Genomic DNA, 13,390 nt, shown 5'->3' with positions numbered 1-13,390 from the left:
GGCTGTTTTAGATAAAAATTTGATTATGATATATAATTCTGACCAACCGGAAGCAATTTAGTTGGGTGTAACCCAGGAGCTAGTAGAAATGCCAGAAGATCTACCTTTACGTTGGTTAGACCAGTTAGAAGAAGGATGCAGTTGGGGCATACGCAGCAATTTCAAAAATGAGATTAGCCTACTCGAGCGACAAATAAACGTTATATCGGTTTATGTAAATGATTTGGGTAAAGCTAGAAAGGGAACCGGCCTGACGATTAAGGAACTAAAGAATAGCCAGAACGAAGAACTTATACGTTTTATGGTACCAGCTTTCTTGATGTTTCAAGCCCTAGATAACCTGCAAGCAATGCGATTAAACCTGCTCCATGGATACCTGTCCGTTGTAAATTCATGTTTACGTAATGTAGCTGAAGCTCTGCGTTGGGCAAACACCGCTGCTTATAGCGCTGAGGTTGCTCGGGAATGGCTTCGAAATGGCAATTACAGGAAACCTCATAATTTCACTTTGGCTCCACCGGTTCAAGAGCTTATAAGATTGCTTGACCGTCTGAGTAAAGGAGGGGCACATCCACTAGCCACCGCACGGTCTTACTCTGCTCTCGCGAAGCCAGGGTCCTCTACATTGCTAGGTGATGAATTACGTGAGGAGGGTATTCATTCCTCCTTAAATCTAGCTAACCAGGTCTGCGCTAACGTATTGTTCTTCCTGGTAGGTCAATTCAACCAATTCTTTAAGAAAAACCTGCTCTTGCAGGAAAAAGTCAGCAATCTAACTAGAGATCTGGACGATATCTTCGGCATCAAGTTCTTGACCTGATTGTACTGGTAGCTTGCTGTGCCACGATATTGCCCAAACATTGTGACGTTTCGTGTGACGGGCACCGACTTCACAGTAGTTGCTGACAGTCATCAAGATGGGTGTTATAATTGTTGCAATGGTGAGGGAGGAGGCTATTTCTATGAGAATCTCTACTACCAGCGAATTAAGAAGATACGCGGTTCGTAATGTCGAAGAAGCCCGTAAGATAGCATTGTTATGGACTCAAAACATGGGGCTGGAAAAAGCTATTTCATTTGGTCTACCTGAAGTCGACGACCGCTATCACATTTGGCGAGTACCTCTAATCTCAAGTAATGCTACTGATAAGATTGGAGAGGTAGTTATAGATGCAAAGACCTCGTTAATCAGGGAAGATAAGTCAACAAAGCAAAATACCCTCGAGGCTAGGCTTCTGCGAAAGATAGAACCCACAACCACCAAGAAAAGGATCACGAATGGTTATTGTAAAGTGTCATCTCTCAGAAACATGGTTGCTTCGGGTGATAGCGAAGAGGTCTTACAGGATCTACCTGCGGAATCTGTTGACCTAGTTTTTACTTCACCCCCATATTTCAACGCCAGACCAGAATACTCCGACTATATAAGCTACGAGGAATACCTTCTAAAACTACGGAAAGTCATTCAGAGTATACACAGAGTATTAAACGAAGGTAGGTTTTTTGTCATCAATATTGCTCCAATTTTAATACGCCGGAGCACCAGAAGCGAGTCATCAAAAAGACTGGCAGTCCCATTTGACATACATAGACTGTTCGTTGAAGAGTCTTTCGATTTCATTGATGACATTATCTGGGTTAAGCCGGATGGTGCAGGTTGGGCGACAGGAAGGGGACGTCGCTTCGCAGCAGATAGAAATCCTCTGCAATACAAAACTGTCCCCGTCACGGAATATGTTTTAGTATATCGTAAACATACAGACAAACTCATCGATTGGAATATCCGATGTCATCCCAATCAGGAATTAGTGAGACAATCCAAAATAGACGACGACTATGAGAAAACTAACGTCTGGTATATTAAACCGGCTTCTGATCCTAATCACCCCGCCATTTTCCCGGATGACCTAGTCAAAAGGGTTGTTAAGTACTATTCTTTCAAGAACGATGTTGTTCTTGACCCTTTTGCCGGGATTGGTACTGTGGGTAGAGTAGCAGCTTCGCTGAAACGTAGGTTTGTATTGATCGAAAACGACCCTAAATATGTCAGCGTTATCACAGATAACATTTCTTCATGGCTAGGTAAGGCAGTCAAGGAGGTAATGTTTGTAAATTGCGAAGAGCCAAAGTCGAATATATTACTGTAGTGACTTGATATCTTATGGAGAAGTGAGCAGTGAAGGATGCCAACGGTAAAGTAATAAATCTGATGCCCCCGAAAGCTAGGGCACTTGTTTCTGGCAAAGGCAAAGAAGTAGTTCGTCAGGTCGGCTTGGATGTCATACGCGACATAGTATGCGACGTCTTATGCGGCAAAAACCTCCGAGATTCAACGGAGGTCCTCACTCGAAAGAAACTGGCCACAATAAACGCTGCAACCCTGGTAATGTTCATACGTGGCGAGGCGCAATCAAAAGGGTTTGCTCAGCACTTACCTGTGATTGCCTCAGAAGAATTGCAGCGTAAACTCAATGGAGAGGAACGGCAGATCCTCCAATGGTTCTTAGGACTAACGAATAAGGCCACCCAGAACGTCCTGCGAGACAGCACTGACTCGTTAAGCAAATACAGGGACGAATACTTAAAGACTTGCGAAGATGTGATCTCGACATGTGAAACTGATTATGGTAAACTCCGAGGCGAACTCCAACTTGGCTCTCATGGAAAAACGGGCGTAGACTGGAACTTCATGATTGAGCTCCTACAGACCATCGGCGCTCAGACCCTAGCAATACGTGGCTCTGAGAAATCAACTTATGGCAAATTATTCGAGCGCCTCATTCTAGGTTCATTACTCAGCATATTTGGCTTCAAACTTGTGCCAAAGAACAACATAACCACTCCAAAAGGCGTATTCTGGCTTTCTTCTATAGGCGATAAGCGTGAAAGCGATGCCACTCTTCTATACCAAGCAGGCAAAGGAATCCGTTTTGATATCGGATTCATCGGTAGAGGTAATCCAGAAATATCTTTAGACAAGGTTTCGAGATTTGAGAGGGAAATTGAACTTGGAAGTACCAAATGGTTCATGGGCACAATCATATTGGTAGACACGATAGGCAAGAGAAGTAGAATAGTAGAGCTTGCTAAAGCAATCCAGGGCACAATTATTCAAATGAGTATGGCGTATTGGCCGAAGCAGGTAGCTTTAGAATTGAACAATAGAACTGGGTTTACCCACGAGCTGACACGTATGCCAGAAGATAAAATCCAGCAGTTTCTGAAGAAAAAGATGATTGATGTGCCGCTAGAGAGCTTCATTACTAAGGTTGTTTCTAAGTAAAGTTTGTATTCGTGTAGTCATAGTAAATCCACCTTGGCCTGGCCCGATTCCCCAACGGCATATGCCAGATACCACTGCACTTTCCTGACTAAAGTGTAATGATTTACCCCTCCGATACAAAAAAGACTATTTTATGTATCGCCAAGAGCAAGTCAGTATATGTGCCATGGCTACTAAGTAATTATGCTAAATTTACTAATATAAAGTCTGCGGTAATGATGTTGAGGTTGTTAAATTAGGTGGTGGGACTTCATTATGTTGATGTTTATGAAGGATATCCTTTCGGGACAGTTCTCGAACTCCTGTTTGAGAAGAAACAATTGCTTCCAGCTTTACAGCATTTCCTGATTTCACATTCTTAAGTCACAGCCAATGTTAATAGAGATGCTCCCTTTTTATGAGATTATAACTGGTATCGTTTTCGGAGGGCAGGTCGCCACCATAGTAGAATACCAGCGTGCCCCTGAAAGATGCCCGAGTCTTCGTGTGACCTAAACACCCTGAATTCATGAGCAAAACAGAGATAAAGCAATCGGCACATACTATCGCACTACACAAACCGCTGCAAACACGCGCAAACCTCTTGTTCTGAAGTTGCTCAGAGCCACTCATTCTGGTATGCTATTACCAGTAGTGATACTACCCTTCCAAACGTTTTTATTCATTATCCACCCAACTCCTTTTGTGTGTTGGCGTGTCTTTGACAATTAGTAGGAGGTGCCCATGAGTGTACTGAATTATGTTGCCAAAGTTACGCTAAAGCATGTCTTAGGCTACGCTTGGTGAGTTTTCTTTTCTCATTCATTTAGAGACTTTCACCGTTTAGCGTAGCCGTTAAATCCCATCTACTCATTTATGCTTCGTGCTGCCACGCACCCTATTATCTCTGAGAAGTATTTCTACGACAACAGTTAAGGCGATTGGGAATGACGAAGAGAGTTTTTGTACTGATTAATGTGGCTTCAAGAAAGACCAAGGGCTTCTTTGTGGCAATGGACAGAAATAGTCTCCTTGCCGTAATTGGCAAGATAGAAGGGGTGATATTTGCTCAGGCCGTAACCGGACCTTACGAAATAATAGCCGTGATTGAAGCTGAGAGATTTACTGAGATAGTAGATACCATTATCTTAAAGATAGCCAGTATTTCCTGCATTGATCGATGTACGGTATGTTTTGGAACTGGACAGGTGGTAGCCCATCGTGAAGGCGACCTATCACCTTTGAAAGTAACTGGTTAACAGCTTATATCAAGTAATCTCTCTTATGAGAATTACTTGGATTATGCGGATGCTAACTCACTGCAGATATCTGACTGTAATCAACGAATCTGGGTATCTCAGTCGGTTATTGTTAGATCCGGACTTTAACATGTGGGGAAGGATAGATATTACGATGAAGCCGAGTATTCTTCACCTCGATATCGGACAAGAGAAAAACGATCAGTCGATGAGGCAGAGCCAATAATTATGAATCAAGGGAGGGGTGAAAATGACAATCGAATTAGCATTCCTACGCCTGAATCTAGAACGAGCGCGACAACACTTAATCGATGAACTGGAAATGCTAAAAGGTTACTCTAGCTCTGTCTCAGAAAAACTGGAGTCCATCAAGAATGAAAAAAGAGGCATTCTATCTGATATAGAGCATACTCTAAAGAAAGTAGATGACGGAACATATGGTATCTGCGATAGGTGCGGAAAGCATATCGAGACAGGCCGCCTGGAAATACTACCGTATACTCCTACGTGTAGGCGGTGCGAGTTAAAAAAGCCCTGTATACAAAGCATAAATGATAATTAAGTAAATCTATTTGCTAAAGAGGTAGCCCATTCTAGCGGTAATGGCAGGATGAGAAACCAAGAAATCATCAGGGGGGAGAAAAATGGCAGCAGAATTAAGCGTAATTCAATCCGACCTTGAGCAGGAGTGTAAAAGATTAATGGAGGAGTTAGACCAGTTAAGATCTAATGACAGCGATGATCAAGATCAGCAAAGAGCCAGTTCTTTTAACAAAACAGGAGAAGCGGCGGACGCAGTAATAAATATGGAGAGACGATTTGTTCTGGAGGTTCATATAAAAGATAGCCTGGCTGCTGTAGAGCACGCTCTGAGCAAAATCAGTGTGGGGACATACGGCATCTGTGAAGATTGCGGGAAGCCTATCAACCCAGTACGGATGGAAGTAGTACCGCACGCTGTTCACTGTATAGACTGTAGCACTGCAAAACTGAATAGAGTGTACAGATTGTAGTGTGGGGCAAAGGTTTGTTCGGTGAAAGGAGAAAAGTCTCCAAGATGAGCAATACTTTTGATTCAATAAAAGTGAAGATGTCACGGGAACTTCGGCAGCCGGTAAAATTCGGCCTGATATTGGGTAAACCTGCTGCTAGCAGAGTGATATGCCATAACTGTGGGTATGCCCGGCCGATAGCAGAGGCGGTTCGCTATGGGAAATAAAGGCTCTGCAGCGAATGCGCGTCGCGTTACGAGCTGGCTAAAAGAAGGGGTGCTGTAAAAAGTATCCGAGAATTTGTGCTTGACTAACTGCCTGTACTGGCAAAAAGGTTTTTGATGGAAAAAACGAGGAATGAAGAGTGATAGGAATGTCGTCACTGGAGAAGAGTAAAAGAACCTGGCTACGGATCATGATCTACCTGAAAGGTGGCGGTGTTTGCAGTGGATATATAAATTGTCCGTATTACCGGTTACTGGATGTGATCAATAATACATTACCCATGACGACACAAGATAGCAACGAGGAATACCTGCGTATCAAGGAAGTTAATATTTATTGTCTCAAAAGGCGTGAGACAGCCGAGGTAGCTAGTATTAACAAAGACGATATCTCGTTCATACGGCCAATTGATCATACGGGTATCCCTCTCATCGAAAAACAACTCAGAAGAATAAGGTTGTATTTACCGTCCTACACGTTAACGGGATTGGAGCAATACCACATGATCAGGTACCGGAGGAATTCACTGGGTTTGGTCCCCCGCTTTTCCCCGGTCACAGATGTTGAGATCAGTTCTCAGATATCTGGGGTTAAGCACGGCAGTCCTTATGTAGCGGTTAACCGGGAACATGTTTCACTAGTGGAAGAGGTTACGCATATATGAGCAACGGTCAAGCGGTTGAACCATCGGAAAAACAGAGTGCTGAAGCAGTGTCTCAGACAATGAAGCTAATCATCGTTTTAAACGGATCACAACTTAAGGAAATCCGGAGATTCGTCGATACGCTTCTTCAAATCCGTCACCGTCAGGGCAGGAATGACGAGGAATAGAATAGGAGGCAGGAAGATGGGAAAGGAAGGAAAAGAAAAGCAAGCAGAGCGGAAGGCACTGAAAAAAACAGCATCATATCTGAAAAAAGGACCAAAAGGAAAGTCAAGGTGACACGCTTTACAGCTTGTGGGATTGAAACCACAGGGCATCTTACAGACCAGGGCAAAATACCTGATGCATCATGTGAAGTACCCTGCCGGCTGACTTCACTGGTTAAAGAGCCCGTAGCAATCTCAAAAAGAAGTGGATTCAATATGATAGGAGGAAGTTAGATGTATAAAAAAATACTGGTTCCTCTGGATGGGTCTAGAACTGCGGAAACTGTCCTGCCATATGCGGTAGAGGTTGTTGGTAGACTTGGAGGCCAATTGATTTTGGTCAAAGTTTCCCCACCAACTTCAAGATGCGCCGGGCAATTTCATCACAACTACTTGGCTGTAGTAACAGAACAAGTGAGACAAATTATTAATTACCGGTTTGGTGAAAAAACAGCAGCGGTTCAGGGACAGGTTTTAACAGGAAACCCGTCTCTTGAAATCCTACGCTATTCCGATGATAACAACGTTGAGCTAATAATCATGTCGGGTCGGGGCTGCTACGATGATGGGCCCTGTATCATCAATGGTATTGCAGAGAAAGTCCTTCGTGCCGCGCATCAATCGGTGTTGCTGGTCAAGTCTCCGGCCAACGATAGGGCTTTACAAAGGAAAAAGCTGATAAAAAGGATCCTGTTACCACTAGATGGTTCAAGGACCGGAGAAGCAGCTATTCCAACCGCTGAAATGCTGGGGCGGTTATTGGATGCAGAGCTGGTATTGCTTCATGTAGTGGTACCATCCTCGCTCCAGTTCGATAGTTTTCATGGCTTCATCACTGAGGAAATAGCGGGGCTGGTTGACCAGGCAGCAAAGGGGAATGAGGAAAGAATAGTTGATGCCACTGAATACCTGGGAAACGTGAGTATGTCGCTTAAAGAAAAGGGCTTGATAAGTTCTATTGATATCATATCAGGTTATCCGCCTGATCAGATTATCAGCTATGCTGAAGCAAACGATATAGATCTCATCGCTATGTCCAGCCATGGCTGGAGCGGTGTCATGAGATGGGCTTTCGGCAGCGTCACCAACAAGGTTTTGCATGCCGGGAGGACGCCGGTGTTACTGGTACGAGCTTGTAAGATGACAAAAGGGTGCCAGGGCAATGAATTTATTAGGAAGTCCGCCAACGAAAGACAAGCGGATCCACACATTCTATCATCCCCGAAATTAAACACGGCTTATCTTGCCCTGTAATATAAAATGTAAATAGATAGTAACTAGTTAGTAATAAGTATATATAACCATATGCTTTCACTGAATGGCAGCGGTCATAACTAAACGGGATGTAAGTATGAGGGGAATACTTTGTGATGATAAGGTAGATCACCCTACTGACCGAATTAAAGTGGAGGTTGCAGAGATGAAGATACGAAATAAATACCTTACGCTGAAAGCAACAACCATTGTCCTTGGGGCGGTAAGCATACCGTGGAGTATGTTCACCGGCTACAGTTTTGGCCAGGGCAACTACTCTACTGGAATAGCTTCGTTGGTTGGCTAGACCGCTGTAGCCCTGGTGGATGGCTATATCTGGTTCTGGGTGCTCGAGAATATGAAAGACAAGGGCAAAGATAAAGCTGTAAAGGAATCTGTGGAAGCTAGACCGGGACTTAGAGCAGTGTGTCCATTCCTTGCCGATAAGAAGGCAATGATGGCTGATTCGTTAGAGGACATAGAAGATATGGCACAGATAGAATCACTATCAAGGTAGCTGGGTTTGAAAACGGTACTCAGTGCCAGAGTAATGACCTCTCTGGATACACAAGTGGTTAAACATAGCGTATTGGCAATAGCTGAGACTAGGTGTTTCGATAGTACCTCTAACTCAGAATCAGAATGGTAAGAATGCCTACCTGGTACTGGCTACGATTGAAATTAGTAGCGGTTACAAAGTTACTGACAACTCGATTCGGAATTTACCGCGTGGTATTTCGGCGGAGGCAGATTCACATCATGCAAATTGTAGAACAGGATGAACCGGACTGAATAAGGCTACAGCGTGTTACGGATTAACTTAAGCTCTCAGCAAATCAGTTTAAGCGGACTGGTTAGTACTAAAAGTGATGTTGGTCTCAGGTAACGTATCAAAAAGGGGGGTAAGACCAGTGTCAGAAAGAGTCGCGATTATATATAACAAGCCTGATATCAGCAAATATCATAGCTTGGGAGAGGGCAGTGCCGTTGAAGGCGTAACCGATTCAGTAATTGCGGTGAATCGGGCACTGCATGAACTAGGGTACGATGCCTTTACCTTAGCTCTGATTCCACCGCTTTCTCTGGTAGAAGAAGAGTTAAATGATCTGGATGTGGACATTGTTTTCAACCTGTTTGAGGGTTTTGACGGCTGGCCGGAAAGCGAGGCGGCGATTGTCCTGTACCTCGAGAAGTTGGGCTTATCTTTTACCGGTTGTTCCAGCAAGAACCTCAGGATATGTGAAAACAAAGCTACGGTGAACAAATGCTTGAGGGCGTACGGCGTTCCTACCCCAGATTGGCAGGTTCTCTATCCAGGTTGTGCCGAGGAGTTTAGTCTGGAATTTCCCTGCATCGTCAAGCCTCTGGGCGAACATGCCAGTCATGGTCTTTCGGCAAAGAGCGTGGTCAATGATTTTCAATCATTGCGGAATCAGGTAGAATTCATCTGGCAGTCATATCAGCAGCAATCGCTCATCGAGGATTTTTTACCCGGCAGGGAGTTCCGCGGACTGGTCACTGGAAACTCGCTTTTGATGGTTTTTCCTATTGAAGAGATAATCTACAATCTGCCTCCCGATAAGCCAAGGCTGTTAACTTATTCCGCAAAATGGGTTCAGGCGGATGAATATTTCGCCGGGACAAGAGAACAGTGCCCTGCAGATATTGATGCTTCTCTCAAGAACGAGATAGAGGAACTGCTAAAGGATTCTTTTAAAGCACTGGGTTGCCGAGGATATGCCAGCATTGACATGAGACAGAACCGCGATGGAGGGCTCATGGTTATCGATGTAAATCCTAACACTGATATCTCTATCGGCGGTGGAGCCCGGTTTCTTATAGAAGCCATGGGGATTACTTACAACAGTTTCATCGAAGACATACTGTATCTGGCAAAGGAATCCAACGTGGGGGAAAGGCTTAAATACAAACACCCATTCGTAGAAGGCGTTCAAGCTTCAGTGCTAAGTGATTAAGCAAGAGGAACGGGTTAGGAACGATGACCCTGACCTCAGACGGGGCTATGACCTGCCACCAGTAGTGATACCACTTAAGTCGTAGCCAATGTTAAGATAGTTTCGAGATCCGGTGGTCGGTTATTCCTGGCGCTATCAGGACGCACCTAATTGTATTTTATTCGCCACTGTTCTATCAGCACCCTGACTTCTTACAGAGTCACAAATAGTTCCCGATTAAGAAGCTCAACTGTCATTTTCCCGTTGAATAATGCGGTGCGACGTTTCATTTTGATTTGACTCTAACATTGGTATTACATACCACCGAAAACGATACCAGTGTGTCTCCGAAGTACATTCAAGTCTTTGTGTGGTCAAAATGCCTTGAATCCACGAGTAAAACAGAGATAAAGTAGCCGGCACATACTAGCGTATCACACAAACCGCTACAAACATGCGCAAACCTCTTATTGTGAGCTTGCTCACGGTTGCTCAGCTTGGTAGAATAACGTTGGTAGCAATTTTATACTCCCTTATTTTGTTCAAACTCTACTCAGCTTTCATTTTCTCGTGGTAGCGTATCTTTGACAATTAACAGGAGGTGCCCATGAGTATACTAAATTATATTGCCAAAGTTACAGTGAAGCAGACTTTTGGCTACGTAGAGTTTCGTATGACTGTTATACCATTAGCAGTATAGACTTATCTACTTTACGTAGCCATACCCGGTTATCTCGCATATCCGTTACATTCTACCCAACTCTATAACGCTTCGTGCTGTCGCACACTCTAGCATGCAGGGTGAGTACTTGTATTACATATCGGAGATGATTGGAAATGGTGAAGAGGGCCTTTATGCTGATCAAGACAATTTCAGGAAAATCCAAATCTCTTTCTGGGGCAATGGCCAGAAACAGGATCCTAGAGGCGATTGGCAAGGTAGACGGGGTACTATTGGCCCAAGCCGTTACTGGCTCTTACGAGATTATAGCCATGGTTGAGGCTAAAGGGTTGATCGAAATAGGCGATATCGTCACCTCAAAGATAGCCAGCATTCCTGGCATCGAGAGATGGGTATTATGTGTTGGTATAGGACAGTCGGTAGGCTGTTATGAAAGCAATGCCTTACCGGCGGTGAGTAATTAATAAATACACCGGCAGGTAAAAGGAATCTACGTTGTTGGTATCATGTGCATACTCATCTACTACGATGTGGCATAGCAAACACCGGACGGGTTATACCACATTAAGACCAGAAGTTATTTGGGATCGCCGGTATCCAGAATAAGGTTACCGGAAATGGTAAGTATATTCAAGCAGGATGCTAGGAAATACTACCGTATACTCACGTATTTGTTGGCTAGTGACTTAGAATACCTCGCTTGTAAGTTATGCACAGATGATTAGGGAGAAAGTCACTATGAATATCTTCGTAGGAAACCTACCAAATGAACTTACAGAAGACGAATTGCGGCAAGAATTTACGACTTTTGGAGATGTACTATCAATCATCATTATGCGCAGTAATTATATTGGCAGTAATTACAGTAATAGGTATGGTTATGTTGAAATGGTTTCGGGCACGGAGGCGAAGACCGCGATTAGAAATCTTTCGAATAAAATAATCAAAGGCAAAGTGATCAAGATTATTGAGGCGCTACCGCTTTCAAAAAGCGAGGTTAAATTACCTAACAGAGTGATAAGCCGTTTCAGTAGATACGACAGCGTGAGAGCCTATGAGGCTAGGAGGCAGGAGCACAATGGTAATTGAACTAAGTACAATTCGCTCTAATCTGGAGCAGGAGCGTAATAAATTGATCAAAGAACTAGACTAAATCGGCGTCAAGAACCCTGATAAAGAGCAACATGTGGAGCGAGGTCCACGTATAATCGACGATGGCGGCTTATGGTATCTGTCAAGATTGGGGGCAGTCTATCGATCCGGTGTGGATCGGAATATTACCGCAAGCCGTTCGCCGTATAGACTGTAGCTTCATCAGAAAACCTATCAGTTATAGCAGGGGGAGTCACTAGCGATAGATGGGGAGCAAGCATTCTGATCCGGCTACAAGGAAGATAATAGAGGACACCTTAAGGTTAACAACTGGTTAGTCCCTTCGACGACGGGTATACCAAGCTAAAACAGATATGTTTCGCTACGGTGAATACGGGCTTGCAGTGAATGCGTATCGCATTTTACGTTTGAATAAGTGCCTGTACTGCCAACAGAGTATTTGATGAAACAAATAAAGAACGTGGGTCAACAGTGTACAGACGATTATTTAATATGAGCAACGGTCAAGCAGTTGAACAATCGGAAAAACAGAGTGCTGATACAGTGTCCCAGACAATGAAGCTAATCATCGCTTTGAATGGGTCACAACTTAAGGAAATCCAGAGGTTCGTTGATACGCTTCTTCAAATCCGTCGCCGTCAGGGTAGGAAAGACGAGGAATAGAATAGGAGGCAGAAAGTTGGGAAAGGAAGGAAAAGAAAAGCAAATAGAACGAAGGTCCGTCAAAAAACTAGAGTCCTATCTAAGGAAAAGGCCAAATATAAAGGCGAAGCGATTGGCTTAACAGGTGTTGACATCGAAACTTATGGGCACACTACGACGAATAATGAAGGTGAAATACCCAATGCTGTATGTGGACTGCTTTACGAGCTGGCTAGAGATGCACCCGAAGGCCAGGTTATCGTTGCGGTGGGGATAAAAAGAGATATGGTAACCCAGTGTTTGGTTAGAGGTTCGCAAGAAGGCAAGCAAAATAGGGTGTTTAGCTTCACATCGCGAGAAAGTCCGGAGTTCACCAGCGACTTGGACTGGGATAATATACAGAATATCCTGGTGTTACGGCATGAATCGAATGAGGATTCCGCCAGGAGATGGAAGGATAAGATAGGCCTATTATGGCTTAATACTCCTGGCGATTATAAGGACCTAAAGAGAATACTAAGATGCTGGGAAAGCCATCTATCTCATGATGCGAGGGTAGTTATGAGCAATTACAATAAGCCAGGAACGAATCGGGTTATTAAAGAATATCTCAGCGACCAAGGGAATTTTACATATGATCAGACCATCGACAACACGATAGTATTTACTATTGACCAGTGCGTGCATTACTGGATCATTAATTCAGACTGTCAGGGGATCTGTAAATACTGCGGCAGGAAGCGTAATTTTAAACGGCTGATAAACGAGGCTAAGGGGGCCGAAACGGGAAGAGTAAAGAGGCACATCAGAAAGGCAAAGGAAGACAAGCATGCAGATACCAGCCTTAAAACAAGGAGAGGGAAGAAAAGATAGTGTAACCAAAGAGTAACTAACCTTATAAGGATGTCTATTCCTGTCATAAATGATTCCTTATTGATAACAGGATGGCCTAACTTAAGGAGTGATTAATGAATTGGAGCAACCGGAATGCGCCCGTTGCCAATGGTTACTGAAAAGAACGGAGCCCGAAGAGTATCGTTGCCAATATGGGCGCTTTGATAGGAGGAACCCACGCTGGTTTTCCCTATGGGGAATTACTAAGCCAAACGGGACTGTGGCGCAAGCGCAACAGAATT

16 protein-coding genes are annotated in these 13,390 nt (G+C 44.0%); all 16 read left to right on the top strand.

Going from position 1 to position 13,390, the window contains the following annotated elements:
- Positions 1 to 88: 88 nt before the first annotated feature.
- The 16 genes from PHI12_06210 (at position 89) to PHI12_06135 (ending at position 13,127) form a co-directional block, all read left to right on the top strand.
- The gene (locus tag PHI12_06210) at positions 89 to 820 is read left to right on the top strand and encodes a hypothetical protein (protein ID MDD5510381.1); all 732 of its coding nucleotides are present in this window, start codon (positions 89 to 91) and stop codon (positions 818 to 820) included.
- A gap of 97 nt (positions 821 to 917) precedes the next feature.
- Positions 918 to 2,147 carry a site-specific DNA-methyltransferase gene (locus tag PHI12_06205; protein MDD5510380.1) on the top strand — a complete coding sequence of 410 codons (1,230 nt, stop codon included), beginning with the start codon at positions 918 to 920 and terminating at the stop codon, positions 2,145 to 2,147.
- Between the two features lie 29 nt (positions 2,148 to 2,176).
- The gene (locus tag PHI12_06200) at positions 2,177 to 3,283 is read left to right on the top strand and encodes a CfrBI family restriction endonuclease (protein ID MDD5510379.1); all 1,107 of its coding nucleotides are present in this window, start codon (positions 2,177 to 2,179) and stop codon (positions 3,281 to 3,283) included.
- A 926-nt stretch (positions 3,284 to 4,209) separates the two neighbouring features.
- Complete coding sequence (locus tag PHI12_06195) at positions 4,210 to 4,521, top strand: hypothetical protein (GenBank protein MDD5510378.1); 312 nt, start codon at positions 4,210 to 4,212, stop codon at positions 4,519 to 4,521.
- 644 nt (positions 4,522 to 5,165) lie between these two features.
- A complete protein-coding gene (locus PHI12_06190; protein MDD5510377.1) occupies positions 5,166 to 5,534 on the top strand; it encodes a TraR/DksA C4-type zinc finger protein in 369 nt (122 codons plus the stop codon).
- 44 nt (positions 5,535 to 5,578) lie between these two features.
- Positions 5,579 to 5,740, top strand: coding sequence for a hypothetical protein (locus PHI12_06185; GenBank protein ID MDD5510376.1), 162 nt, complete (start codon positions 5,579 to 5,581; stop codon positions 5,738 to 5,740).
- 146 nt (positions 5,741 to 5,886) lie between these two features.
- The gene (locus PHI12_06180) at positions 5,887 to 6,402 is read left to right on the top strand and encodes a hypothetical protein (GenBank protein MDD5510375.1); all 516 of its coding nucleotides are present in this window, start codon (positions 5,887 to 5,889) and stop codon (positions 6,400 to 6,402) included.
- On the top strand, positions 6,399 to 6,569 hold the full coding sequence (locus PHI12_06175) for a hypothetical protein (protein MDD5510374.1): 171 nt from the start codon (positions 6,399 to 6,401) through the stop codon (positions 6,567 to 6,569). Before PHI12_06180 ends, PHI12_06175 begins: the two co-directional genes overlap by 4 nt.
- 273 nt (positions 6,570 to 6,842) lie before the next feature.
- Positions 6,843 to 7,862 carry a universal stress protein gene (locus PHI12_06170; protein ID MDD5510373.1) on the top strand — a complete coding sequence of 340 codons (1,020 nt, stop codon included), beginning with the start codon at positions 6,843 to 6,845 and terminating at the stop codon, positions 7,860 to 7,862.
- 97 nt (positions 7,863 to 7,959) lie between these two features.
- Positions 7,960 to 8,169 (top strand): hypothetical protein, encoded by a 210-nt coding sequence (locus PHI12_06165; GenBank protein MDD5510372.1) that lies wholly within the window; start codon positions 7,960 to 7,962, stop codon positions 8,167 to 8,169.
- 51 nt (positions 8,170 to 8,220) lie between these two features.
- Positions 8,221 to 8,379, top strand: a complete 159-nt coding sequence (locus PHI12_06160) for a hypothetical protein (GenBank protein ID MDD5510371.1) — start codon at positions 8,221 to 8,223, stop codon at positions 8,377 to 8,379.
- A gap of 394 nt (positions 8,380 to 8,773) precedes the next feature.
- Positions 8,774 to 9,838 (top strand): ATP-grasp domain-containing protein, encoded by a 1,065-nt coding sequence (locus PHI12_06155; protein MDD5510370.1) that lies wholly within the window; start codon positions 8,774 to 8,776, stop codon positions 9,836 to 9,838.
- An 834-nt stretch (positions 9,839 to 10,672) separates the two neighbouring features.
- The gene (locus PHI12_06150; protein ID MDD5510369.1) at positions 10,673 to 10,963 is read left to right on the top strand and encodes an Lrp/AsnC ligand binding domain-containing protein; all 291 of its coding nucleotides are present in this window, start codon (positions 10,673 to 10,675) and stop codon (positions 10,961 to 10,963) included.
- Between the two features lie 274 nt (positions 10,964 to 11,237).
- Complete coding sequence (locus PHI12_06145; protein MDD5510368.1) at positions 11,238 to 11,588, top strand: RNA-binding protein; 351 nt, start codon at positions 11,238 to 11,240, stop codon at positions 11,586 to 11,588.
- A gap of 516 nt (positions 11,589 to 12,104) precedes the next feature.
- On the top strand, positions 12,105 to 12,275 hold the full coding sequence (locus PHI12_06140; protein ID MDD5510367.1) for a hypothetical protein: 171 nt from the start codon (positions 12,105 to 12,107) through the stop codon (positions 12,273 to 12,275).
- Between the two features lie 264 nt (positions 12,276 to 12,539).
- Positions 12,540 to 13,127, top strand: coding sequence for a hypothetical protein (locus PHI12_06135; protein MDD5510366.1), 588 nt, complete (start codon positions 12,540 to 12,542; stop codon positions 13,125 to 13,127).
- Positions 13,128 to 13,390 lie beyond the last annotated feature (263 nt).

The sequence above is a fragment of the Dehalococcoidales bacterium genome (genome assembly GCA_028716225.1).
Taxonomy (GTDB): domain Bacteria; phylum Chloroflexota; class Dehalococcoidia; order Dehalococcoidales; family UBA5760; genus UBA5760.
This window is presented reverse-complemented; position numbering and strand designations above follow the sequence as displayed.